The sequence below is a fragment of the Microbacterium sp. Root180 genome, assembly GCF_001428485.1.
Classification (GTDB): domain Bacteria; phylum Actinomycetota; class Actinomycetes; order Actinomycetales; family Microbacteriaceae; genus Microbacterium.
Genome location: NZ_LMHS01000001.1, coordinates 767,481 through 789,772, shown reverse-complemented (window position 1 = coordinate 789,772; position 22,292 = coordinate 767,481). Strand labels below are relative to the sequence as shown.

Genomic DNA, 22,292 nt, shown 5'->3' with positions numbered 1-22,292 from the left:
CGATRTGTGAACGAGAACTCACATCACCGATATGTGAACGAGAACTCACATCACCGATATGTGAACGAGAACTCACATCACCGATATGTGAACGAGAACTCATGAACGAGAACTCACATCACCGATATGTGAACGAGAACTCACATCACCGATATGTGAACGAGAACTCACATCACCGATATGTGAACGAGAACTCACATGCCCGATATGTGAACGAGAACTCACATGCTCGAACGGGATGGTGTCGACCCTTCAGATCGGGACTGTTCCCCCGCCGCCAGGGCATCACGCCCGAAGGATGTCGACGCGGGTCAGTAGCCGCTGAAGGCGTCGGTGGTGATCGACCGCGCGTGCTCCAGGGCGGGTGCGAGGTCGGCGATCAGCCCGGCGGGCCCCGAGATGTAGGCATGGCGTGCGGCGATGTCCGGGACGACCCGCAGCAGTCCGTCGGCGTCCAGGCGCACGCCCCGGGCCCAGAGCCAGGTCGACGGGAGGTCGGCGGGCTCGTCGCGCGTGAACACAACTACGGGGACTCCGGATGCCTCGAGATCGGAGCGATACGCCAGCTCGGCGGCATCCGATGCGACGTAGACGAGCACGATGTCGCGCCCCTCGCCCGCGGCGCGGAGGTGTCGCAGCTGTGAGATGAACGGCGTCACGCCGATGCCGGCGGCCACCATGAGGATCGGTGCGCCATCGCGCTTGGGGAGCACGAAGTCGCCCCACACACCGGTGATCGCCAGCCGCTCCCCTTCGCCGACCTGCGCGAGCGCCTTCTTGTACGAGCTCTGGGGCTTCGCGGCACCGCCTTCCTTGAAGGCGACGCGCAGCAGCGGGAGGTCCTCGGGGGCCGACGCGATGCTGAACTCGCGACGCGTGCCGCGGGCGTCGGGGTGTGCGTGCGGCACCTCGAGCTCGAGGTACTGGCCGGGCACGAAGGACAGACGGTCCTGCACGTGGAAGGTCAGCTCCTGCACGGTCGGCGTCTTCACCGCCCGTGCGGAGAGGGTGAGGCGCACAGCGGTGCGCACGGCGAACGCGAACGCCACCAGGTTGCCGATGAGGAGGGCGCGTTCCTGTCCGAGGCTGATGTCCCCGATCGGGATCGGCCAGCCGGCGAGCACGCCGACGATCCCGGCGACGAGGAACTGCTGCCAGCGGCGCGGCGGCAGCGTCAGCGGCTCGGACAGCATGAACGCCCCGAGGAACAGGAACGGCGAGGACCACAGGACCTGCCAGAACACCGTCATCGCGTCGATCTCCAGGCCCGCGAGGTTGTACTGCGCGGAGGTGCGCAGCACCGCCACCGCGACCGCGACGACCAGGAACACCGCGACCACGCGGATCTTCTCGGTGCGCCACAGCACGGCGAGCCCGAGCAGGATCACCGGGGCTGCGAGCGCTGGCGTGCCCACCCACCACGCTGACGACCCGAGCGCGGGCCACACCAGGGCGAGCAGAGTCAGCACGGTCGCGCCGACGGCGGCCGGATTGAAGATGTGACGCCCGCGCCACGCCAGGACGTACTTGGAGAGGGAGGCGGCGGCGCCCGCGAGGGCGATTCCGGCGAGGGCGGTGAGATCGAGGGTCGGGCGGAGCACGAAGAGCAGGATGTGCGCCGTGATCAGCGACGACTCGATGCGCCACGGCAGCCGGAGGATCCGCTGAGCCGCGGCATCCACCCCCACGCACACCGCAGCGAGGACGGCGAGCGTGACCACCAGTTCGAGCGGATCCGGTCCGACCAGGTCGAAGAACGACAGGACGAGGGAGATGACCGCCAGTGCGGCGAGCGCGAGGTAGACCACGCGATACATCGACACGCGGCCGAGGACGGCGAAGACGCGGTTCCACACCGCCGTGAGGGTGCCGAGCACGTCAGACCGCCTCGAGGGGTCGGGCGCCGCCGGCGGGGAGGATGACGCGGATGCCGTCACCGGGCCGCACCTCTCCCCCGGCGAGGACGACGGACATGACACCGGCCAGGCGCACCGTGGCCCCCTGATCATCGACGTGCACGAGCTCCTTCATGAGTCCCTTCGAGAGGCCGTTGATCTGGGAGCAGGGGTTGCGCAGTCCGGTGAGCTCGACCACGGCGTCGTCGCCGATCGCGAGCCGCGTGCCCCGCGGAAGGCCGAGCAGGTCGATGCCGGCGGTCGTGATGTTCTCACCGAGCGCCCCGGGCTCGACGCCGTGCCCGCGCTCGGCCATGTCGGCGAACAGCTCCTCGTGCATGAGGTGCACCTGACGCAGATTCGGTGCGCCGGGATCGCGCGCCACGCGCGAGCGGTGCTGGACGGTCGCGCCGGCGTGGGCGTCGCCCTCGACCCCGTGATCGGCGACGAGCGTGATGCTCTCGCGCGTGTGTTTGCTGAAGCGGTGGGCGTCGTCGCGGGCGACGGCCACGACACGACCCGAAGAGGTCTCGGTCACCGTTCCACGCTAGCCGCTCGCGTGAAGAGGTCGGCGCGGCAGCCGGGCGACCACTCGACCCTGCCGTCGGTGGTCATGCGCACCCACTCGACGCCCCACTCGTGTGCGAGGCGGGCGCCGCCGTCGAAGAACAGCGCGGTCGCGATCGCGTCGGCGCGCATCGCCTCGGGTGCCACGGCCCACGTCGCGGCCACGGTGCGCACCGGCAGCCCGGTCCGCGCGTCGAGCACGTGGTGCAGGCCCTCGCCCCATGCGCGCCGATTCACCGCGGATGCGCACAGTGCGGCATCCGCCACCTCCCACACGCCGATCGCGCGGCGAGGATCGAACGGATGCTCCAGCCCGATCCGCTGCGTCGTGCCACGGACCGCGAGGTCACCGCCGGCGTCGACGACGACGTCTCCGGGCACGAGAGCGCACACCAGGGCGTGCACGAGGTCGACGAGACGCCCTTTGCCGAGCGCGCCGACATCGATCACTCCCGGGCCGTCGAGCGCGAGCGCGCCGCCCCGCCAGGAGAGTCGCCGCGTCCAGTCAGCGGGCGCCGCGACGGGCTCGCCGGCCGTCAGCGAATAGGCCCGGTCGTAGCCGAGGCGCTCCAACGACGCCCCGACGAGGGGGTTCACGGCGCCGTCCGTGGCGGCGGCGAGCTCGACATAGGCGTCGAGCATCGGGACCGCGTCGGCGGGGGCGTTCTCGCTGCCGCCTGCCGGCGCGAGGCGCGAGACGACCGAGTCCGGGCGGAATCGCGACCACTCGGCGTCGAAGCGCTCGACGACGCGTGAGACCGCGACGCGGCCCGGCGCATCGAGCGGCTCCGTCGTGACGATCTCCCACGCGGTGCCGATCGCCTCGAACCGCCACGTGGCGGAAGGCGGCGCGGCGAGGGCGGACATCGGCCTACGCGATCGCCTCGGACTTGATGGTCTCGATCGCCTCGTTGAAGCCGCCGCTGGTGAGCGACGACCCGGCGACGCGGCTCACCGCTATCTCGTCGATGTCCTGTCCGACGACGGCGTCCGAGATGCCGCCGATGAACTGGCCCTGGTACTGCTCGGACTCCGGTCGCGACGGGTCGCCCGAGACCTCGACCGAGGTGATGACGTCGTCCTCGAGGGTGACGGTCACGCTGATCGTCTCGACGGACTCGGGAGTGGCGTACGACCCGTCCGCGGAGTAGGTGCCGTCCGCGTACGACGAGGTGCCGGAGGAACCGCTGTCACCCGAGTCGGAGCCGGAGTTCGAACCGGTGCCGGTCGACGTGTCGGTCGCGGCGGGCGTGCAGCCGGCGAGCAGGGCGATCCCCGCGACGGCGGTGAACGTGAGACCCGCGCGGGCGGGACGGGTGGCGACGGCGGTGCGGATCATGAGCGGTCCTCCTGGGTCGTGGGTGTCGTGGTGCGCTCCGGAAGCACAGTGGCATCCTGACAGCGCGCTCTATGAGCGGCCTATGAAGGAGGTCACGATCCGTCACGACGGATCGTTCAGAATCGGGTCAGGCGGCGCCGTCGAACATGCTCGTGACGGAGCCGTCCTCGAAGACCTCGTGGATCGCCCGCGCGAGGAGCGGGGCGATCGGCAGGATCGTGAGGCTCGGGAACCGCTTCTCCTCGGGGATCGGGATCGTGTCGGTGACGACGACCTCGTCGATCGCCTCGCTCTGCAGGCGCTGCGAGGCGGGGTCGCTGAAGATCGGATGCGTCGCCGCGACGATCACGCGGACCGCGCCGCTCGCCTTGAGCGCCTCTGCGGCCTTCACGATCGTGCCGCCGGTGTCGATCATGTCGTCGACCAGAAGGCACACCCGCCCGCTCACGTCACCGACGATCTCGTTGACGGTGATCTGATTGGCGACGTTCGGATCGCGGCGCTTGTGGATGATCGCCAGCGGAGCGCCGAGGCTGTCGGACCAGGTGTCGGCCACGCGCACACGGCCGGTGTCGGGCGAGACCACCGTGAGCTTCGCGCGGTCGTCGGCGGAGAGGGTCTTCTCGAAGTACTCCAGCAGCACCGGCTTGGCGAAGAGGTGGTCGACGGGACCGTCGAAGAAGCCCTGGATCTGCGCGGCGTGCAGGTCGACGCTCATGACGCGGTCCGCGCCCGCGGTCTTGAGGAGATCGGCGACGAGGCGGGCGCTGATCGGCTCACGGCCGCGGCCCTTCTTGTCCTGACGCGAGTACGGATAGTACGGGGCGACCACGGTGATGCGCTTGGCGGATGCGCGCTTGGCCGCGTCGAGCATGATGAGCGTCTCCATGAGCCACTCGTTCACCGGCGGGCCGAAAGTCTGGATCAGGAAGAAGTCGCAGCCGCGGATGGACACCTCGAACCGCGTGAGGATCTCGCCCGACGCGAAGGTGCGGTACTCGGTGGGGACCAGCTCGGTGCCGAGATGCTCGGTCACCTCGACGGCGAGCGCGGGGTGCGAGCTGCCCCGGGCGATGACGAGCCGCTTCTTGGTCTTGGCGACCAGTCCGGGTGCGATGTCGTTATCGCGGTCGAGCTCAACGGTCTTCTTCTTGCGCCCCATCGTCCGCCTTCTGTGCGGACCGAGCCTTGGCTGCGACGTCCGCGGCCCCGGTTCCCGGTCTGTTCTTCTCGACCCACCCCTCGACATTGCGCTGAGGGGCGACGCTGAGAGCGAGGGCACCGGCCGGCACATCCTTGCGAATGACCGCTCCGGCGCCGGTCTTCGCGCCGTCTCCGATCCTAACGGGCGCGACGAAGACGTTGTGCGAGCCGGTGTGCACCTCGTCGCCGATCTCGGTGCGGTGCTTGGCCAGGTCGTCGTAGTTGGCCGTGATGGCGCCGGCGCCGAGGTTCACGCCGGTGCCGATCGTGGTGTCGCCGATGTAGGACAGGTGAGGAACCTTGCTCCGCTCGCCGATGGTCGAGTTCTTCGTCTCGACGAACGTGCCGATCTTGCCCTTGTCGCCGAGGTACGTGCCGGGGCGCAGGTAGGCGAACGGTCCGACGTTCGCGCCGGCGCCGATGACGGCGAGCGTCGCGTCGGTGCGCGTCACCACCGCGTTCTCCCCGACCTCGCAGTCGACCAGGCTCGTGTCAGGACCGACGGTCGCTCCGGCGCCGATCGAGGTCGAGCGGAGGATGTGGGTGTTCGGGAGCACCGTGACGTCGGGCGCGAGCGTCGCGGTCACGTCGATCCACGTCGTGGCGGGATCGAGGATGCTGGCTCCTTCGAGCTGCCAGCGACGCACCGTGCGCGCGTTGAGCAGGCGCGCGGCCTCGGACAGCTGCACGCGGTCGTTCACGCCCAGGGCGGCCGCAGCATCCGGCGCGCTCGACGCCGCCACGACGAGTCGAGAATCGCGCAGCAGCGCGACCACGTCCGTGAGGTACTTCTCCCCCTGCGCGTTCGCCGTTCCGACGAGCGCGAGGTGCGCGCGGAGCGCCTGTGCCTGGAAGACGTACACGCCAGCGTTGATCTCGGAGACGGATGCCTCGTCCGCCGTCGCATCCTTCTGCTCGACGATGCGCGCCACGGCGCCGTCGGCGTCGCGGATGACGCGGCCGTAGCCGGTGGCATCCTCGACGACGGCGCTCAGCACCGTCGCAGCCGCGGCACCGTCACGATGGGCACGCACGAGCGCGCCGAGCGTGTCCGCGTCGAGCAGGGGCACGTCACCGCTGAGCACCAGCACATCCCCGCCGAAGTCGTCGAGCGCGGCGAGCGCGAGCTCGACCGCACGGCCGGTCCCGGGGACCTCGTCCTGGTCGACGACGATGACGCCCGGCGCCGCCTCGACGACCGCAGCGGCCACGAGGTCGCGCTCGTGCCGCACCACGACGGCGACGGTGTCGGGCGAGAGGGCGAGGGCGGTGTCGATCACGTGGCCCACGAGGGGCCGCCCGCCGATGCGGTGCAGCACCTTCGGCAGCGAGGACTTCATGCGCGTGCCCTGGCCCGCGGCCAGCACGATCACGGCGAGACGGGTGTCGTCGGTGTTGTGGGTCATGCTCCGCCGCCAGGATTCGAACCTGGGCCTCACAGCTCCAAAGGCTGTCGTGCTGCCGTTACACCACGGCGGATCGCCGCGTCCGCGGCCGTCGTCAAGTCTGCCACGCCGCCCCACGCGGTCCCCGCTCCTCCCGCCGCGACCTCGATAATGGAGCCATGGCCAAGGAGACCGACGAGGTCGATCGCATCGTCGAGGCGTGGACCGCGCAGCGGCCCGATCTCGACTTCTCTCCCCTCGAGGTGCTGTCGCGGGTGGATCGACTCTCCCGGCATCTGGACCGGGCCCGGCGCGACGCCTTCCGGCGCAGCGAGCTGGAACCGTGGGAGTGGGACGTGCTCTCGGCGCTCCGCCGCGCGGGCGAGCCCTTCCAGTTGAGTCCGAAGCAGCTGCTGCAGCAGACCCTCGTCTCCAGCGGCACCATGACCAATCGGATCGACCGCCTCGTCGGCCGCAGGCTCGTGCGCCGCGAAGCCGATCCCGACGACGGGCGCAGCATCCTGGTCATCCTCACCGACGAGGGGAAGACGCGGGTGGATGCCGCCATCACGCGCCTCGTCGACGCCGAGGCCGTGCTGCTGGCGACGCTCTCGCGCAGCGACCGCGATCGGCTGGCGGCGCTGCTGCGCAAACTCAGCCTCGGCTTCGACGTCTGACCGTCCCCCGCCCTGCTCGCCGAGAACGCGCCCGTGTCTCGGGAAGTGCCTCCGGCGAGGACAGAAGTGCGTTCTCAGCGAGCGACTCGCCTCAGCCCATCTGCTCGGTGAGTTCGAACCAGCGCTCCTCGACGCCGTCGCGCTCGCTCTCGAGCGTCCCGATGCGCGCCATCTCGGCACCGAGGCCGACGTAGTCGGACTGGTCGTGATCGGCGAGCGCCGTGCGCGCCGACGCGATCTGCGCCTCGAGCTTCTCGAGCCGTCGCTCGAGCGCCGAGACCTCCTTCTGCACCGCGCGCAGATCCGCCCCGGTCAGCCCGGGGGCGGTGGGAGACGCGGATGCCGCGGCATCCGCTCCTCCGAGGGGAGCCGCCGAGCGCTCGCGTTCGCGCAGGCGCAGGTACTCGTCGACGCCGCCGGGGAGATGCCGGAGGTGCCCGCCGAGGATCGCGTACTGCTGGTCGGTCACGCGCTCGATGAAGTACCGGTCGTGCGAGACGACGAGGAGGGTGCCCGGCCAGGTGTCGAGGAGGTCCTCCATGGCCGCGAGCATGTCGGTGTCGAGGTCGTTCGTGGGCTCGTCGAGGATCAGCACGTTGGGCTGCTCGAGCAGGATGAGCAGCAGCTGGAGTCGGCGTTTCTGTCCGCCGGAGAGGTCTTTCACCGGAGTCGAGAGCTGGGCGCTCGAGAACCCCATGCGCTCGAGGAGCTGGCCGGGGGTCAGTTCCTGCGCCTTGGACCCGGAGCCGAACGAGTAGGTCGTGCGCAGCCCCTCGATCACGATGCGCACGGGGTCGTCCAGGTGATCCTCGAGCTCGTCCAGGCGCTGAGTGAGCGTGGCGACCTTGACCGTCTTGCCCCGCTTCACGCGACCCGACGTCGGCTCGAGATCGCCCGACACCAGGCTGAGCAGCGTCGACTTGCCCGCGCCGTTGACCCCCAGGATGCCGGTGCGCTCGCCGGGCGCGATGCGCCATTCGACGGGGTGCAGGACCTCGCGGGCCGGTCCGCCGTCGGGCGACGGATAGGTCACCGACGCATCGAGCAGGTCCACGACGTCCTTGCCCAGACGCGACACCGCGAGCGACTGCAGCTCGGTCTTGTCGCGGATCTCGGGCACATCGGAGATCAGGGCGTTCGCCGCGTCGATGCGGAACTTCGGCTTCGACGTGCGGGCCGGCGGTCCTCGGCGCAGCCACGCGAGCTCCTTGCGGGCGAGGTTCTGCCGCCGCGCCTCGATCGAGGCCGCCTGGCGGTCTCGTTCCACGCGCTGCAGGATGTACGCCGCATATCCGCCGTCGAAGGGCTCGACGATCCGGTCGTGCACCTCCCAGGTGCGGGTGCAGACCTCGTCGAGGAACCAGCGGTCGTGGGTGACGACGAGCAGGCCGCCGGCGTTCGCCGCCCAGCGGCGCTTCAGGTGCTCGGCGAGCCACGCGATCGCCTCCACGTCGAGATGGTTCGTCGGCTCATCGAGGAAGATCACGTCGTGGTCGCCGGCGAGCAGCGCCGCGAGCGCGACGCGGCGTCGCTGGCCGCCGGACAGGCCGGCGACGGGACCGTCCCACGGGATGCCGTCGAGAAGGCCCGCGATCACCTCTCGCGTGCGCGCCTCGCCGGCCCACTCGTGCTCGGGCCGGTCGCCGACGACGGTCTGCGCCACCGTGAGCGCGTCGTCGAGGGTGTCCGCCTGGTCGAGCACGCCGACGCGCACTCCGCTGCGCACCGTGACGCGGCCCGCGTCGGGTACGAGTCGGCCCGCGAGCATCGCGAGCAGGCTCGACTTGCCGTCGCCGTTGCGACCGACGATGCCGATGCGGTCGCCCTCGTCGATGCCGAGTGAAACGCCGTCGAAGACGACCTTGGTCGGGAACTCCAGATGCAGGGCCTCGGCCCCGAGAAGATGTGCCATGTCCCCTCCAGGCTAGGCGAGCGGAGCCCGCTCCCCCGCCGGCCGGCTCACGTTCCGGTCTCGAGCGTCAGTACCAGATGCTCAGACGTGGGGCCGTGTGCCACGAGAACACGCGCGCGGCAGCCGCCGCGTCGGCCGACCGCACGCGCCCCGCGGCGGCGAGGGTCGCCAGCGACACCCCGCCCAGATAGACGGCCGAGAGCTCCTCGATGCCCAGTGAGACCTCGACCGCGCCGGCGGGCGCGTCGCCCTCCCACGCGCGCACGCGGCCCGCGCCCGCCGCGTCGACCTCGAGCAGGTACCGGCCCTCGGCGTGGCCGAGGGCGTCGCTCACGTCGAGCGCGATCACTCCGGGCGCCCCGTACCGGCGCACCTCGAGCGCCGCGGCGACATCGAGGATGCGCACGTACTGGTGGTCGCGCAACGTGATGGTCGCGGCGCGCTGATCGGCGATCATCCACAGCAGCGGCTCGTCGACCGAGAGCTCGTCCGCGTTCACCTCGGCGACGAGGTCGAGCTCGAGGAGGAACCGCCACAGCGCCGCGTACGCGTCATCACCGTCGGCGAGCAGGTAGACCACCCGCACGGACGCCTTCGTGAAGTCGTCGTGGTTCTCGCGCACCGAGTACAGCGCGAGGCCCCGGACCTCGCCCGCCGCGTCGGTGTACTGGATCGCGCGCTTCTCGCCGGCCTTCTCGGCCGTGGGGGTCGTTCCTGCGATGCCGTCCCAGTGAGCCCCCGGGACGTCGATCTCGCCCGCCGTGGTCAGCCGCACGCGCTCGTGCAGGTCGGGGGCGAGCCCGCGCAGCGTCTCACGCGAGATGAAGTCCACGCGCCCGTCGGGTCGCGGTCCGATCCACGTGGCACGCCGTGTCTCGATGCGCCAGGACGCACTCGCCGCCGCGGGCGCGAAGCCGTACCGGCCGTACAGCGTCGATTCGCTCACGGTGAGCATCGCCATGGGGATGCCGGCATCCGCCGCCGCGCGCAGCTCACCCTCGAGCATCGCCCGCGCGATGCCGCGGCGCCGGTGCGTGGGAGCGACCGTCACCGCGGAGATGGCGCACGCGGGGAGGGCGGCGCCGCCCGGCACCGAGAGTTCGCCGACCCACGACGCGATGGTCGCGACCGGAGCCTCGGACACCGGAGCAGCCGGGTCGTACACGCCCGTCAGGCGCCGGTATCCCGAGCGCTCGCGCGCCGATGCGATCTGCTCCGCACTGCGCTCGCCGTCGAGGAAACCGCGGGCGACGGACTGGAGCCAGGGCGCGAAGTCGTCGCCGTCGATCGAGGTGCGTCGGTAGTCGAGGCCGCTGTCGGCCAGTCGCGCTCGCGACTGCTCGTCGACGGGCCCGGCGCGGTACGCGGAGCGGTCGGCCTCCGAGGCGGCCGTGACGCGGTCTGCGGTGGTCATCGGTGATCCTCCCGTGGGGTGGTGTTCGTCAGGTGCCGATCACGCGCGCGCCCGCCACCGGGCCGTGCACGTGGAGAGCCGGCAGGCCGGCCGCCGACAGCATGACCTGCAGCTCGAGCGCGGACTCGGGGTCGGCGGTCAGGAACGCCAGCGTAGGGCCGGACCCCGACACCATGCCGGCGAGGGCCCCCGATCGCTCGCCGAGCTCGAGCGTGTCGCGCAGCGCCGGGCGCAGCGACAGGGTGGCCGCCTGCAGGTCGTTGCGCGTGTGCTCGGCGAGCGCGACGGGATCTGCGGCGCGCAGCGCCTGGAGCACCGTGGGATCGACCGCCGGCACCTGGCCGACCGACGCGATGTCGTGCTGCGCCCGCAGGGTGTCGAGGTGTGCGTAGACCTCGGGCGTCGACAGGCCCTCGTCGGAAGGCACGACGATCCAGTCGAAGCGGCCCTTCGCCAGCGCCGGGCTCAGCTGGTCGCCGCGGCCGGTGCCGACGGCGGTGCCGCCCATGAGGGCGAACGGGACGTCGGCACCGAGCCGCGCGGCGAGCTTGTGCAGCTCGGCGGTCCCGAGGTCGGCGCCCCAGAGCGCGTCGCAGGCGACCAGGGCGGCGGCGGCATCCGCCGATCCGCCTCCCATTCCTCCGGCGACCGGCACGGCCTTCACGACGTCGAGGTGCACCCCGCCGCGATGGCCGATCCGCTGCGCGACGAGGCGCGCGGCGCGCACGGCGAGGTTGCGGTCGTCGGCCGGAACGCCGTCGACGTCGACCGAGCCGGAGATGGCGACCGTGAACTCGTCGGAGTGGCTCGCCCACACGTTCTCGTACAGGGAGACGGCCTGATAGGCCGAAGCGACGTCGTGATAGCCGTCGTCCTGAACGCCGCCGACCTCGAAGAAGAGGTTCAGCTTGCCCGGCGCCCGCACATGGACGCGGCCGTCGACGAAAGCGTGGCTCACGAGGTGGCCGAGTCCGCCCACAGGTCGACGTCGATGCCGTCCGAGAGGGCGTCGATCTGCTCGACCTCCTCGGTCGAGAACGCCGGCCCCTCGAGAGCGGCGAGGTTCTCGTCGAGCTGCGAGGGGCGCGATGCGCCGATGAGGGCCGAGGCGACCACCGGGTCGCGCAGCACCCACTGGATCGCCATCTGCGCGAGCGATTGACCGCGCTCCTTGGCGATCAGATCGAGGCCGCGCAGTGTCGCGACTCCCTTGTCGCTCAGCGGACCCTTCGGAAGCGACCCGCGCTGCTGCGCGCGGTCCGCGCTCCCGCCGCCGAGGTACTTGTCGGTGAGCAGCCCCTGCGCGAGCGGGGTGAACGCGATCGCGCCCATGCCCTCCTGCCGGAGCACGCCCGTCAGGCCGTCCTCGACCCAGCGGTTCAGGATCGAGTAGGCGGGCTGGTGGATCACGAGGGGCGTGCCCAGCGACCTGGCGACGGATGCCGCGACCGCCGTGCGCTCCGCGCTGTACGACGAGATGCCGACGTAGAGCGCCTTGCCCTGGCGGACGAGGGTGTCCAGCGCCCCGATGGTCTCCTCGATCGGGACGTCCGGGTCGACGCGGTGGGAGTAGAAGATGTCGACGTAGTCGACGCTCATGCGGCGCAGGGACTGCTCGGCGCTCGCGAGGATGTACTTGCGCGATCCGCCGTTGCCGTACGGACCGTGCCACATGTCGTAGCCGGCCTTGGACGAGAGGATGAGCTCGTCCCGGTACGGCGCGAGGTCCTCGCGCATCATGCGGCCGAAGTTCGTCTCGGCCGTGCCGTAGGGCGGGCCGTAGTTGTTGGCCAGGTCGAAATGGGTGATGCCCTTGTCGAACGCGTGACGCAGCAGCGCGCGCTGGTTGTCGAAGGGGATGTTGTCGCCGAAGTTCCACCACAGGCCCAGGGATACGGGCGGAAGCGTCAACCCAGAGGTGCCGACGCGGCGGTACTCGCGCAGGTCGTAGCGGTCGTCGGCGGCGGCGTACGGGCGGTGGAGATCTCCTCCGCCGGAGCGATAATTCGGCTGGTCGGTCACCGGTCCAGGCTAGCGGCGCCGCGGCGGCCTCGCAGGTGGCCGGCCGACACGCCGGGACAGCATGTTCGGAGCCGGCATGTCAAGGGCCTCCCGCGGAAACGTCCCCGTAACGGAGGGTGCCTAGTGTGGGGTGAGGAGGCCGCGGGTTCGCGGCATCCGCTCGTCGTCGAAGGAGGATCCGATGCCCGCACTTTCCGTCGTGCCGGCCGCGCCGGATGCCTGGTCGACCCTTCTCGACCGCCCCGACGTGATCCTCGACGGCGGCACCCTGCACCTCCTGCACGACACGGTCACGCCGGAGCAGGCCCGCACCGCCGATCTGCTCTTCACGGCGGACGTGCTCGAGCGGGCCGGGATCCGCGTCACGCTCATCCGCCACGACCGATCGGTCCCCGCCCTCGTCGTCGACGTCGACCGGCGCCACGAGGTGATGGCGGCGCTCGCCGTCGCCGGACGCGATGAGCCGCTGTACGTCAAGGGACGGCGGCGGCCGGCCCAGCGTGCGGTCGACGCCTCCGTGCCCGACGACGCCCCGGCATCGCTGCGCGTGTTCCGACCACGGCTCACCCCGGGCGGCCTGCGCTACGGCGCCCCCCTCGCGGCGCGCCTGGAGTTCTGGCGGTTCGGCGAAGAGCTCGTCGAAGCACCGCACGACAATGCCCTGACACGGCGTCTGACCCCGACCGTGGACCTCTCGCCGACCACGGTGGATCGCTACGGCCGCACGTGGCGCACGATCGACGGCATGTTCGATCCGCAGCCCGGCGAATTCACGGAGGACATCGACCTCGTCTTCTCGTGGGTGGACGGATCGGCGACCGACTTCCAGCGCCAGCGCGCCGCCCGCCTCGCCGAGTACGTCGTCGGCGAAGGGGACGAGGGCCCCGCACGCTACCGCCACGTCGACGAGCTGCGGTACGCGCTGCGCAGCGTCCACATGCACGCACCCTGGGTCCGGCGCATCTTCATCGCGACCGACTCCCCCACCCCGGCGTGGCTGCTCGACCACCCGAAGGTCACGGTGGTGCGCAGCGCGGACTTCTTCGCCGATCCGTCGGTGCTCCCGACGCACAACTCGCACGCCGTCGAGGCGCAGCTGCACCGGATCCCCGGCATCGCCGAGCACTTCCTCTACTCGAACGACGACATGTTCTTCGGCCGGATGGTCGAGCCGGAGATGTTCTTCACCCCCGCCGGCATCTCGAAGTTCGTCGAGTGCGAGGTCCGCATCGGCGCGGGCGAACCCGCGACGTACCGCAGCGGGCACGACAACGGGCTCCGCGTGAACCGGGCGCTCCTCCGCGAGAGATTCGGCCGGTCCATCGTGCGGGATCTGGAGCACTGCGCCACCCCGCTGCGCCGGAGTGTGATGGCCGAGCTCGAGGAGACCTTCGCCGCGGACTTCGCGCGGACCGCGGCATCCCGCTTCCGCTCCGCCACCGACATCTCGGTGACCAACAGCCTCTACCACTACTACGCGCTCATGACCGGACGAGCGGTGCCGACCACGCAGCCGCGCACCCGGTACGTGCAGACGACGCTCGCCGCGTCGCTGCGGCGCATGGAGCGGCTCGCCGTCCGCGGCGACGTCGACATGTTCTGCCTCAACGACGGCGGCGAGACGGAAGTGCCCGAGCAGCTGCGCACGCGCGTCGTGCGCGAGACCCTCGAGCGGATGTTCCCGGTGCGCGCACCGTGGGAGCGCGCAGAGCTCAGCGCGGCAGAGCGATCGGCTCGGTCGGCGCATCCCTCCGCGCGGCGCTGAACGGGCCCACCCCCGCCAGAGCGAGGCGGCGCTGCGCCTCGGCGGCGTCGATGTGCTCGAGCGTGCGCGGAGCGTCCACCGGCACGACCGAGTGGACGATCGTGTCGTCGAAGAGGTGCACGAGGTTGAACGCCTGCGCGCCGTCCTGAGGTCGGGTCCCTCCCGTCGGCACGGTGAGATCCTGCGCGTAGCAGGTGGAGGACGCGACCGACACCGGGATGCCCGCGAACGTGGCGAAGGTCGAGTAGTGCAGATGCCCGGCGATGATCGCCCGCACATCGGTGCCCCGGAGCACCGCGGCCAGACGCCGCTGGTCGCGCAACTCGACGCTCGCCGCGAGTGGGAGCACACTGGGCACCGGCGGATGGTGCATCGCGAGAATCGTGCCCAGCGGCGCCGGCGTCGCGAGCACGTCCGAGAGCCACGCCAGCTGCGCGTCGCGGATCTCGCCGTGATGATGGCCCGGCACGGTCGAGTCGAGGGTCACCACGCGCAGCCCGTCGAGTTCGGCGACGGCGTCGACGGGAGCCGTGCTGCCGGGTTCGTCGAGGAGCGCGCGGCGGAATCCGCTGCGGTCGTCGTGGTTGCCCATGACCCAGAGCACGCGTGCGCCGATGCGACCCGCGAAGGGTTCGACGAGCGCGCGCAGCTCGGTGTAGGCGCCGGGTTCGCCCAGGTCCGCGAGATCGCCCGTGAAGACGACGGCGTCGGGGCGGATGCCGCTAGCCTCGATCGCGGTCAGCGCCCGTGCCAGTCGCTCGGACGCGTCCACGAGGTCGAACAGGCGCGAACCCTGCGCACGCAGGTGCGTGTCGCTGAGGTGCAGCAGGACCCGCTCGGCGTGCGGGTACTCGGCGGTCGGCATGTCCCACTCCCCGCCCCGTGGTCGAGACGGGGACTTGCGGGAATGTTACCGGCGTGTTTCGTCACCCTCGGGTGAAACGCGGTGAACGCTGAGGGAACTCTGGGGGTTCAGAGGCTGCCGGCGATGCGCGCGAAGTCGTCGATCGTCAGTTCCTCGCCTCGAGCGGTGGGCGCGACCTGCGCCCGCTCCAGGACAGCGGATGCCTCGGCGGAGGTCCCTCCGAGCACCCCCGCGAGCGCCTGACGGAGCATCTTGCGGCGCTGCTGGAACGCCGCGTCGACGATCGCGAACACCCGTCGGCGCTCCTCCTCGCTCCCACGCGGCTCGGCGTCGCGGTGGAAGCCGACGAGCACGCTGTCGACGTTCGGCACGGGCCAGAAGACCTGGCGCGAGACCGTGCCGGCAAGGCGCCACCGCCCGTACCAGGCGGCCTTGACGCTCGGCGCGCCGTACACCTTCGAACCCGGCGGCGCCGCGAGGCGCTCCCCCACCTCCGCCTGCACCATGACCACGCCGCGCTCGAGGCCGGGGAAGGTCTCGAGGAAATGCAGCAGAACAGGCACCGACACGTTGTACGGCAGATTCGCGACCAGAACGGTCGGCTCGCCCGGCAGCTCGGTGACGCGGAGCGCGTCGGCGTCGACGACGGTGAGCGCGCCGTCCGGTACACCGTGGGCTGCCGCGGTCGCGGGGAGTCGCTCGGCGAGGCGGTGGTCGATCTCGACCGCGGTGACGGATGCTCCGGTCTCGAGGATCGCGAGGGTGAGCGAGCCGAGGCCCGGCCCCACCTCGACGACGCGGTCCTCGGGTCGCACCTCTGCGACATGGACGATCTTTCGCACCGTGTTCGCGTCGACCACGAAGTTCTGGCCGAGCTTCTTGGTCGGAGTGACGTCGAGGTCGGCGGCGAGCGCGCGGATCTCGGCGGCGCCGAGCAGGGTCACGGGCATGCGTTCACTGTACCCAGTGACGTCGCCGCCGCTGCTGCTGTGCGCGCGGCTCAGGCGGAGATGCGTAGAGGTGCTGGATTCAAGGGACGATCATCGGGCAAGCTTTCGGGCCGACTATTCGGGCGAGGTCGTATGCGTCATCAGCGCCCTTGCTTCATCTCCTCGCCTGTCCTGATGGAGGACCCGGCTTGCGCTCGTAGGGTCGTTGGCGATCCTCCGCACATGACTCGGCCCGGGTGCGCCCGAGCGATAGGTTGTGTGCGTGACCGTGCTACTCGACCAGGTGATCCACACGGATTACGGGCAGTTCGATCTGGGGGAGGGCGAGTTCGGGTTCGATGGCGAGGCGGATCGCTTCTTCGCCGGCCAGCTGAACGGGCTCGTCGGCGCGGCCAGCACCGGCACCGTCTACGTCCATTTCGCTCGCCGCTCCGGTGGCTCAGCAGTGCGCCTCGAGCTGCACGCCGAGGAGCCCGCCTTGAACGATTGGGAGGACGTCGTTGAGGTCTCCTCCACGCTTAGGCGCGGATCACTGCGGTGGGCTGGTTGGGCCGGCGAACCGTGTGGCGAGTGCGACGTGCCAGCCGGCGATTACCGCGTTCGAGTGAGCGCGCGTGGACGCGATGCCGGACGGGCTGATGAGTTCGCGGACGGGGTGGTCGACTTCTACCTGATCGAGCTCTGGCCGAGCGCCCTGCGGGACGACGAGATCGTTCGGGTGTCTAGCCAGGATGCCGCCTACTGGCACGACGCCTGGGGTAACCGACGCGAACGCTGACCCACCGGTGCGTGCGAGCGATGCGGTGGTCGGACGATACGACCAGCGCCGGCGCGCAACGCCAGCTACTGCGTAGGAGGTGGTTGAGTTGCGGCCGCTCGGATGAGCTCGGCGAGCGGCGCGGGGATCCGATCGAGCGGGACGGTGCAGGCGAGGAGGTGCGCGTAACGAGACTTGTTTCCACTCCTGCCGCCGAAGAAGCGTGCCAGCTGCGCTTCGACGGGCCGGTCACGTTGCGCCGGTTGATTCTGCAGACGCCGGAACGACTCAAGCTCTCCCTGCTCGGCGATGACAGCCTCGACGGCGTCATAACCGAGTGCGCGGACGAGCTCGCCCTCAAGATCCGGGTCGCACACGAAGACATGCTCGATCACGCGTTCGAAATACGCCCGCTCGTTGGCATCCACCAAACCAACGATGCTCTCGTCTCGCAGCTCGGCCGCGGCGCGGCGCACCCCGCTCGCACCTCCGATCGCCACGATCCTCGGGAGCGCGATTCCCATTCGGGTGCTGAGGACTTCCAGGACGATACGGTCGCTCTCACCCTCGACGATGATGATCGTCATCCACCAGCCCTCTCCGAAAGGTGGACACACCTGTGCGAGTCAGGTGCGGCGGCCATCGTTGCGTTCGTTGCCACGCTTGTAGTTGCCCGTCACTCGAGCCATCAGATGCTGGGGGTCACCACGTTCAACTTCGGCCAGGAACTTGGAGGCCGCCGACCCTCGCAACGTCGCCGCCAACCGACCATTGTGGCGTATCTCAACGCGTTCGCCCCGCACCGTGAACACGAATCCACTCGGTGTGCCAGCCATGGCTTCCAGCATGGCCCACACCAGCATGAACGAGGTGAGCTAGCGCCCACTGACGGACCGGCATTGGGGCCGCGATCCCCCTCACTGAGTGGGGCGCCGGTTCGTCCTCAACAGCGAATCCAAGGCTAGGAAGCGCTTCAGGGCCATACCGCCGCGAAGCGTACTCATTGGTGCAGCCGTCCGCGGCGCATTCGGTTCCGTGTGGACGGAGCGCGTGCGTGTCGCCACGCTGATGCCGAGGTGGTGGCTGGACGTTTCCTAGGCGCTGACAGCCCAGTCGTTGAATGTCGCCCATGGATGCTGCGCCTGCCGTCACCCAGTACCTTGGACTCGTGCGTGCTGTCGTGTGCCCGCGTTATGGTCACGATCTCGAGATCCGCGACCTCGATTCGCCACGTCCCGGCGACGACGAGGTGCTCGTGCGTGTCGAGGCCACGACGGTCAATCGAACGGATCACGCGACCGCCGCCGGAATTCCGCGTTTCGCGCGGGTGTTCATCGGATTGATGCGACCCCGCCAGAAGATCATGGGCACGGAGTTCGCAGGTTACGTCGTGTCCGTGGGGGCGAAGGTCACCGAGTTCGCCGTCGGCGACGCCGTCTTCGGCTTCGACAGTGGGACCCAGGCCCAGTTCCTCGCGATTCCCGAATCTGGGGCATTGGCAAAGATCCCGCGCGGCATGAGCCCCGCCGACGCCGCCCCCACGACCGAAGGCGCCCACTACGCGTTGAGCATCCTCGAGAAACTCGACGTCGGCGCCACCAGCCGCATCCTCGTCTACGGAGCGAGCGGGGCGATCGGTTCCGCAGCGGTGCAGCTTCTTCGGCAGCGGGGCGCTGCCGTCACCGCGGTGTGTGACTCTCGCGGTGTGGACCTCGTTTCGTCGCTCGGTGCGAACTCGGTCATCGACTACACCGCTACCGACTTCACTCAGACCGACGAGCGTTTCGATGCCGTCATCGACGCCGTCGGTAAGTGTCGATTCTCATCGTGCAAGCCACTCCTCAAACCAGGAGCGCCGTTCCTAACGACGGACTTTGGCTACCGAAGCGAGAACCTCCCGTTGATCCTCTCCACTCGCTGGTTCGGCAACAACCGCGTCATGTTGCCGATCCCCACGGACGCGCGCGCCCACGTTCGAATCGTGCGCGACTTGCTCGCTTCAGGCGACCTGCGCCCGGTCGTCGACAAGACGTTTGCGATGGATGACATCAACGAGGCTTACCGCTACGTCGGTTCGGCCCAGAAGCTGGGGAACGTGGTTGTCACCGTGCCCGCCTGATGGCCCGACCTCATACGTGCAGATTCTCCGGAGCGGCGTTTCCCCATCGTGACTATCGGGTCATGCAACCACGTCCTGGTCTCGTCACCGCCAGCGCAGCCTTCGCCGCCGAAAGCTGGGTTGCGGATCGGCTCACGAACACCCGTCCGGAGAGTTCTGATCGCCGACCACCAGCGCTGGCGTCGGTTCCAACCCGGCTGGGTCGGCGACAGCCAGACTCAGCACGCTGAGGGACCGTCGATTGAGCGAGTGGCCCGCAGCCGTTCAGGGCGAGGATTCGACTCCCCTCGGCGACGCCATTCGCAGGATCAGGAACGTTGCCAGCGTGGAGAAGGCCAGAGCAAGTATGTGAACGAGCGGCGCTCGCTGCCAGGCGGAGTCCACCCAGTAGAGCATCCACAGGACAAACTGCGTTACCGCTCCGGCGCCCGCGGCGATGAGCGGAGCGTGTCGTGTCTTCCCGCGCGCGGCACGATCGACGATGCGCCACGCCAGCCAGGCCATGGCGCCAATTGCGAATCCGAACGGGAGCTGCACTACAGCCCAGACCACCCACCCGCTTGAAGCGCCGAGCACCGCCGCGCCGATGCCCGCGACCGTCACCGTGACGCCAGCGCCGACCGCGCCACACATCACGAACCGACGGCCTGAGCCGCTCCGTGGGCTAACGATATCTTCTTGCGATTGCACTGATTTCCGATGGACGGTTGAGATGAGCCTCGCCTGCGCTATAGGGCACTCGCGAACCTAACGGAGGCGACGGATCGCTCAGCCTCGAATGTGGATAAGCCGGTGCGGAAGAGAGCAGACCCATGGGGAAGAGGGTCGAAGTCTCAGCGTTGCGCGTGCACGCTCGCTAGGCGACCGACTTTCGATCGGGCCGAGCAGCCCCTTCTTGTCGGCCACGAGTCGAAAGGCTCAGATGCCGCCGTAGCTGAGGAACCATCCGCTGGCGAGGAGTGAGGCGATTGCGGCGTCGGCCTCATCGAGGTTCAGGACCACGATTCGAGTCGGGTTTGACTCAGAGTCGATGAGCGCGGGGTCCTCCGGCTCGGCTGCCCAGCCGTTGGGTGTCTGCTGGGCGCCCAACGCTTGCGCTTCCGCCAGGGAGTCGCCGACGCTGATTCCGGACGCCGTGCGGATCGGGATGCCCGCGACATGGCTTCCGTCGACGCTCAGGTAGACGGACTGGCACTGGGGAAGGCACTCGTCGCTGTAGGACCGCGATATGAGTAGCCCGTCCCACTCGTACTCGGTCGTGAACTCCGCGCCCTCGAATCCGCCTGGGGTGGTCGTCTCGACGGCGTCTACACCGGCGGCGGCGCTGAGCGCCTCGGCGAAGGCCGCGGGGTCTGCGCTGTGGAAGTCGAGCAGCGCGGCGGTGTCACCCTGCTCATCGACGAGGATCAGTTCGGTTGCGCTGAGGACTACCGCGGTGAGGTCGGGTTCCGTCGTCGGTGTGGGGGTTGGCGTCGCAACGGGCGCCTCCGCTGAACGACTCGTCGTCGGGCTCGGGGCGGCGACTTCTGTAGCAGTGCAGCCCGTCAGCCCTAGGACGAGGACGGCGGCCGTCACGGCAACTGCACGGAACTTCTTCACACCGGAAGTCTCGCAGTTCTCTGGGGCGATAACGTCGTCCCGAAAGTTCCAGCCCTCCTACGTCTGCGCGATCGCTGGCACGACCTCAGGCGCGATCGGTCTGGGCGAGACCGTCACCTGGCGCGCACGCCATTTCGGCATCTGGTTCACGATGACCTCGAAGATCACAGAACTCGAGAAGCCCACGCGATTCGTTGACCAGCAGGCAAGCGGGCCTTTCAAGATCTTCGTGCACGAGCATCGTTTCGAGTCCGTGGGCGACGGATGCCGGATGACCGACACCATCACCGTCGGTTCCCCCGTCTTCGGGCGACTAGCCGAACGCGTAATCCTGGTCCCCTACTTGCGACACCTCATCACCAAGCGCAACAACCACCTGCTCGCAGAGCTCACCTAGAGCCGCCCGCTGACCGACCGGCTTGCGGACGGTCCGGTCGCCAGTCTGCGCAACTGAATCGCTTGATTGTCCAATGAGACCCGACGTCGGCCGCGGCGCGGTTGGCGCGGATGGCCGCTTGGGTGCGGGATGAGACGACGAGCTTCATGAGCAGGTTGCTGACGCGGGTGCCAGCGGTTCGTGCGTTGATGCCGAGCAGGCGTGCGAGATCACCACCACATACGCGCCCGACTGAACCGGGCCGCGGCGGACGAGGCCGTTGCGCCGGTTCGTGCAGGTTCGGGTTCAGCTCGCTGCATCGGCGCGCATCCTCCTCGCCGTCTCCATCATCTCGGGTGTCGGCTGGCCGATCGCGAAGATGTTGCCTTCGCTGTCACTGAACCACGCACTGCGCTCGCCGCCGAGCTCGGCGATCCCGTCGACGGTCTTCAGACCAGGCATGTCGTAGTCGTGGAAGACGACCCCGCGCGTGCGAAGCGCCGTCGTGTCACGATCGATGTCGTCGGTCACCAGATTGAACGCGGTGTTCTGAGCCGTACCCGCGAAGTCGGTCCGGTAGACCATGACCATGGTGCCGCCGACGTCGTAGAAGAGCGCGCCGCCTTCGTCGTCGGCGTAGACCGGGTCGCGCCCGAGGACGTCGTGCCACCACGCCTTCGCCCGGTCGATGTCCGCTGCCGGAAGGACAGCCGTCGCCATCAGATTCTCGAACATGATGATTTCCAGTCCGGAGGCGTTGTCATCCCCGTGCCGGCCCAGCTCAGCGCATCGGCGATTCGGGCGCGCGAACGTGGCCCCCGCCCGGATTGTAAACCCGCATCCGGGGCCGCGGTAGAGGTGTGCAACGTCGCCGCGCGCGCATTGTCGGCGTGACCGTCCCGGTCGCTACGCCCCGATCTGTTCGCGCGGTGCCCGTTTGACGATCGATGAGTTCTCCGGCTTCAGTTCATTTCCAAGTCACCAGGCCCAACTCATGAGCAAGGTCGACAGCACGAAGACGACCACTACTAGCGCCAGTGCGAGCAACGCGACCCAGAAGACGGGCACATGCGTCTTCCACAGGATGACCATGGTGACGAGAGCCGCCAGGAAGATGAGGGGTGGGAGCCAAGCGAGCATCCCGGCACCGACATTCATCATCAACTGATTGCACGCCGGATCTTGCGGACAGGCAGGGGCGCGGACGTTGAGGTTCGATATGACGAGCAGGATCAGGAGGATGGGGACCATGATCGCAAGGCAAGTCACCGCGGCGGGACGATCCCACGGGGGCGCGAGCCAAACTCGGCGCACAGCCGGCGAGCCGCTGCCGTGGTCGCGGCTCCTGACAGAGTTGCCCACGTCACTCCCTCGCGCACGGTGATCCCTGGCCGTCGCTGCTGAACTGGACGTTACGCGGTGACGCGGAGACCAGCAATGCCGCCGA

General features: G+C 69.4%; 23 protein-coding genes and 1 tRNA gene. 5 read left to right on the top strand and 19 right to left on the bottom strand.

Features of this window, described 5'->3' with window-relative positions; translation table 11 throughout:
* Window positions 1-311 precede the first annotated feature (311 nt).
* From ASD93_RS03720 to ASD93_RS03690, 7 genes are all read right to left on the bottom strand, one after another.
* Window positions 312-1,877 carry an FAD-dependent oxidoreductase gene (locus ASD93_RS03720; RefSeq protein ID WP_056118712.1) on the bottom strand — a complete coding sequence of 522 codons (1,566 nt, stop codon included), beginning with the start codon at window positions 1,875-1,877 and terminating at the stop codon, window positions 312-314.
* Window position 1,878: 1 nt separating this feature from the next.
* Complete coding sequence (locus ASD93_RS03715) at window positions 1,879-2,433, bottom strand: MOSC domain-containing protein (protein ID WP_056118709.1); 555 nt, start codon at window positions 2,431-2,433, stop codon at window positions 1,879-1,881.
* On the bottom strand, window positions 2,430-3,329 hold the full coding sequence (locus ASD93_RS03710) for an FAD:protein FMN transferase (protein ID WP_056118707.1): 900 nt from the start codon (window positions 3,327-3,329) through the stop codon (window positions 2,430-2,432). Before ASD93_RS03710 ends, ASD93_RS03715 begins: the two co-directional genes overlap by 4 nt.
* Window positions 3,330-3,333: 4 nt before the next feature.
* Window positions 3,334-3,801, bottom strand: coding sequence for an FMN-binding protein (locus tag ASD93_RS03705; protein WP_056118703.1), 468 nt, complete (start codon window positions 3,799-3,801; stop codon window positions 3,334-3,336).
* Window positions 3,802-3,928: 127 nt separating this feature from the next.
* Complete coding sequence (locus ASD93_RS03700; RefSeq protein ID WP_056118700.1) at window positions 3,929-4,963, bottom strand: ribose-phosphate diphosphokinase; 1,035 nt, start codon at window positions 4,961-4,963, stop codon at window positions 3,929-3,931.
* On the bottom strand, window positions 4,938-6,410 hold the full coding sequence (glmU, locus tag ASD93_RS03695; RefSeq protein WP_056119179.1) for a bifunctional UDP-N-acetylglucosamine diphosphorylase/glucosamine-1-phosphate N-acetyltransferase GlmU: 1,473 nt from the start codon (window positions 6,408-6,410) through the stop codon (window positions 4,938-4,940). The genes ASD93_RS03700 and glmU overlap by 26 nt, the downstream gene beginning before the upstream one ends.
* A gap of 1 nt (window position 6,411) precedes the next feature.
* Window positions 6,412-6,483, bottom strand: a tRNA-Gln gene (locus ASD93_RS03690).
* A gap of 85 nt (window positions 6,484-6,568) precedes the next feature.
* On the opposite strand from ASD93_RS03690, the gene ASD93_RS03685 reads away from it, so the two are divergent.
* Window positions 6,569-7,066, top strand: coding sequence for a MarR family winged helix-turn-helix transcriptional regulator (locus tag ASD93_RS03685; protein ID WP_056118697.1), 498 nt, complete (start codon window positions 6,569-6,571; stop codon window positions 7,064-7,066).
* Between the two features lie 91 nt (window positions 7,067-7,157).
* Here ASD93_RS03685 and ASD93_RS03680 read toward each other — a convergent pair whose 3' ends face one another.
* The 4 genes from ASD93_RS03680 to ASD93_RS03665 all read right to left on the bottom strand — a co-directional run bounded on the left by ASD93_RS03680 (window position 7,158) and on the right by ASD93_RS03665 (window position 12,414).
* Entirely contained in the window at window positions 7,158-8,978 is a 1,821-nt protein-coding gene (locus ASD93_RS03680; RefSeq protein WP_056118694.1) for an ABC-F family ATP-binding cassette domain-containing protein, read from the bottom strand.
* Window positions 8,979-9,045: 67 nt separating this feature from the next.
* Window positions 9,046-10,392 carry a GNAT family N-acetyltransferase gene (locus ASD93_RS03675; RefSeq protein WP_056118689.1) on the bottom strand — a complete coding sequence of 449 codons (1,347 nt, stop codon included), beginning with the start codon at window positions 10,390-10,392 and terminating at the stop codon, window positions 9,046-9,048.
* Between the two features lie 28 nt (window positions 10,393-10,420).
* The gene (locus tag ASD93_RS03670; RefSeq protein ID WP_056119176.1) at window positions 10,421-11,350 is read right to left on the bottom strand and encodes a 4-(cytidine 5'-diphospho)-2-C-methyl-D-erythritol kinase; all 930 of its coding nucleotides are present in this window, start codon (window positions 11,348-11,350) and stop codon (window positions 10,421-10,423) included.
* Entirely contained in the window at window positions 11,347-12,414 is a 1,068-nt protein-coding gene (locus tag ASD93_RS03665; protein WP_056118687.1) for an aldo/keto reductase, read from the bottom strand. The genes ASD93_RS03670 and ASD93_RS03665 overlap by 4 nt, the downstream gene beginning before the upstream one ends.
* A 181-nt stretch (window positions 12,415-12,595) precedes the next feature.
* Between ASD93_RS03665 and ASD93_RS03660 the strand changes: the two genes are divergently transcribed.
* A complete protein-coding gene (locus tag ASD93_RS03660; protein ID WP_056118684.1) occupies window positions 12,596-14,179 on the top strand; it encodes a stealth conserved region 3 domain-containing protein in 1,584 nt (527 codons plus the stop codon).
* Here ASD93_RS03660 and ASD93_RS03655 read toward each other — a convergent pair.
* Both ASD93_RS03655 and rsmA read right to left on the bottom strand, forming a co-directional pair.
* Window positions 14,127-15,044 carry a phosphodiesterase gene (locus ASD93_RS03655; protein ID WP_056118683.1) on the bottom strand — a complete coding sequence of 306 codons (918 nt, stop codon included), beginning with the start codon at window positions 15,042-15,044 and terminating at the stop codon, window positions 14,127-14,129. The genes ASD93_RS03660 and ASD93_RS03655 overlap by 53 nt on opposite strands.
* A gap of 107 nt (window positions 15,045-15,151) precedes the next feature.
* The gene (rsmA, locus tag ASD93_RS03650; RefSeq protein ID WP_056118681.1) at window positions 15,152-15,994 is read right to left on the bottom strand and encodes a 16S rRNA (adenine(1518)-N(6)/adenine(1519)-N(6))-dimethyltransferase RsmA; all 843 of its coding nucleotides are present in this window, start codon (window positions 15,992-15,994) and stop codon (window positions 15,152-15,154) included.
* Between the two features lie 262 nt (window positions 15,995-16,256).
* Here rsmA and ASD93_RS03645 point away from each other — a divergent pair, with 262 nt between their 5' ends.
* Entirely contained in the window at window positions 16,257-16,772 is a 516-nt protein-coding gene (locus ASD93_RS03645; protein WP_056118679.1) for a hypothetical protein, read from the top strand.
* Between the two features lie 65 nt (window positions 16,773-16,837).
* Here the strand turns inward: ASD93_RS03645 and ASD93_RS03640 are convergent, their stop codons facing one another.
* Together ASD93_RS03640 and ASD93_RS15670 are read right to left on the bottom strand one after the other, a co-directional pair.
* Complete coding sequence (locus tag ASD93_RS03640) at window positions 16,838-17,338, bottom strand: hypothetical protein (protein WP_056118676.1); 501 nt, start codon at window positions 17,336-17,338, stop codon at window positions 16,838-16,840.
* A gap of 39 nt (window positions 17,339-17,377) precedes the next feature.
* Entirely contained in the window at window positions 17,378-17,599 is a 222-nt protein-coding gene (locus tag ASD93_RS15670) for a hypothetical protein (protein ID WP_235566862.1), read from the bottom strand.
* 281 nt (window positions 17,600-17,880) lie between these two features.
* Here ASD93_RS15670 and ASD93_RS03635 point away from each other — a divergent pair, with 281 nt between their 5' ends.
* Entirely contained in the window at window positions 17,881-18,870 is a 990-nt protein-coding gene (locus ASD93_RS03635) for an NAD(P)-dependent alcohol dehydrogenase (RefSeq protein WP_056118674.1), read from the top strand.
* Between the two features lie 264 nt (window positions 18,871-19,134).
* On the opposite strand, the gene ASD93_RS03630 is transcribed toward ASD93_RS03635, so the two are convergent.
* Both ASD93_RS03630 and ASD93_RS03625 read right to left on the bottom strand, forming a co-directional pair.
* Window positions 19,135-19,473, bottom strand: a complete 339-nt coding sequence (locus ASD93_RS03630) for a hypothetical protein (protein ID WP_157536851.1) — start codon at window positions 19,471-19,473, stop codon at window positions 19,135-19,137.
* Between the two features lie 315 nt (window positions 19,474-19,788).
* On the bottom strand, window positions 19,789-20,469 hold the full coding sequence (locus ASD93_RS03625; RefSeq protein WP_162253374.1) for a hypothetical protein: 681 nt from the start codon (window positions 20,467-20,469) through the stop codon (window positions 19,789-19,791).
* Between the two features lie 151 nt (window positions 20,470-20,620).
* Here ASD93_RS03625 and ASD93_RS03620 point away from each other — a divergent pair, with 151 nt between their 5' ends.
* Window positions 20,621-20,866, top strand: coding sequence for an SRPBCC family protein (locus ASD93_RS03620; protein ID WP_235566861.1), 246 nt, complete (start codon window positions 20,621-20,623; stop codon window positions 20,864-20,866).
* A 285-nt stretch (window positions 20,867-21,151) separates the two neighbouring features.
* Here the strand turns inward: ASD93_RS03620 and ASD93_RS03615 are convergent, their stop codons facing one another.
* Window positions 21,152-21,565, bottom strand: a complete 414-nt coding sequence (locus ASD93_RS03615) for a VOC family protein (protein WP_200950573.1) — start codon at window positions 21,563-21,565, stop codon at window positions 21,152-21,154.
* Between the two features lie 258 nt (window positions 21,566-21,823).
* Window positions 21,824-22,096, bottom strand: coding sequence for a hypothetical protein (locus ASD93_RS03610; protein WP_157536850.1), 273 nt, complete (start codon window positions 22,094-22,096; stop codon window positions 21,824-21,826).
* Between the last annotated feature and the right edge of the window lie 196 nt (window positions 22,097-22,292).

Coding starts and splice junctions, on each gene's coding strand:
- ASD93_RS03610 (WP_157536850.1), bottom strand. CDS start 22,096: ATGGTCCCCATCCTCCTGATCCTGCTCGTCATATCGAACCTCAACGTC.
- ASD93_RS03700 (WP_056118700.1), bottom strand. CDS start 4,963: ATGGGGCGCAAGAAGAAGACCGTTGAGCTCGACCGCGATAACGACATC.
- ASD93_RS03620 (WP_235566861.1), top strand. CDS start 20,621: ATGACCTCGAAGATCACAGAACTCGAGAAGCCCACGCGATTCGTTGAC.
- ASD93_RS15670 (WP_235566862.1), bottom strand. CDS start 17,599: ATGCTGGAAGCCATGGCTGGCACACCGAGTGGATTCGTGTTCACGGTG.
- ASD93_RS03640 (WP_056118676.1), bottom strand. CDS start 17,338: ATGACGATCATCATCGTCGAGGGTGAGAGCGACCGTATCGTCCTGGAA.
- ASD93_RS03680 (WP_056118694.1), bottom strand. CDS start 8,978: ATGGCACATCTTCTCGGGGCCGAGGCCCTGCATCTGGAGTTCCCGACC.
- ASD93_RS03660 (WP_056118684.1), top strand. CDS start 12,596: ATGCCCGCACTTTCCGTCGTGCCGGCCGCGCCGGATGCCTGGTCGACC.
- ASD93_RS03675 (WP_056118689.1), bottom strand. CDS start 10,392: ATGACCACCGCAGACCGCGTCACGGCCGCCTCGGAGGCCGACCGCTCC.
- ASD93_RS03685 (WP_056118697.1), top strand. CDS start 6,569: ATGGCCAAGGAGACCGACGAGGTCGATCGCATCGTCGAGGCGTGGACC.
- ASD93_RS03655 (WP_056118683.1), bottom strand. CDS start 15,044: ATGCCGACCGCCGAGTACCCGCACGCCGAGCGGGTCCTGCTGCACCTC.
- rsmA (WP_056118681.1), bottom strand. CDS start 15,994: ATGCCCGTGACCCTGCTCGGCGCCGCCGAGATCCGCGCGCTCGCCGCC.
- ASD93_RS03710 (WP_056118707.1), bottom strand. CDS start 3,329: ATGTCCGCCCTCGCCGCGCCGCCTTCCGCCACGTGGCGGTTCGAGGCG.
- glmU (WP_056119179.1), bottom strand. CDS start 6,410: ATGACCCACAACACCGACGACACCCGTCTCGCCGTGATCGTGCTGGCC.
- ASD93_RS03705 (WP_056118703.1), bottom strand. CDS start 3,801: ATGATCCGCACCGCCGTCGCCACCCGTCCCGCCCGCGCGGGTCTCACG.
- ASD93_RS03615 (WP_200950573.1), bottom strand. CDS start 21,565: ATGGCGACGGCTGTCCTTCCGGCAGCGGACATCGACCGGGCGAAGGCG.
- ASD93_RS03635 (WP_056118674.1), top strand. CDS start 17,881: ATGGATGCTGCGCCTGCCGTCACCCAGTACCTTGGACTCGTGCGTGCT.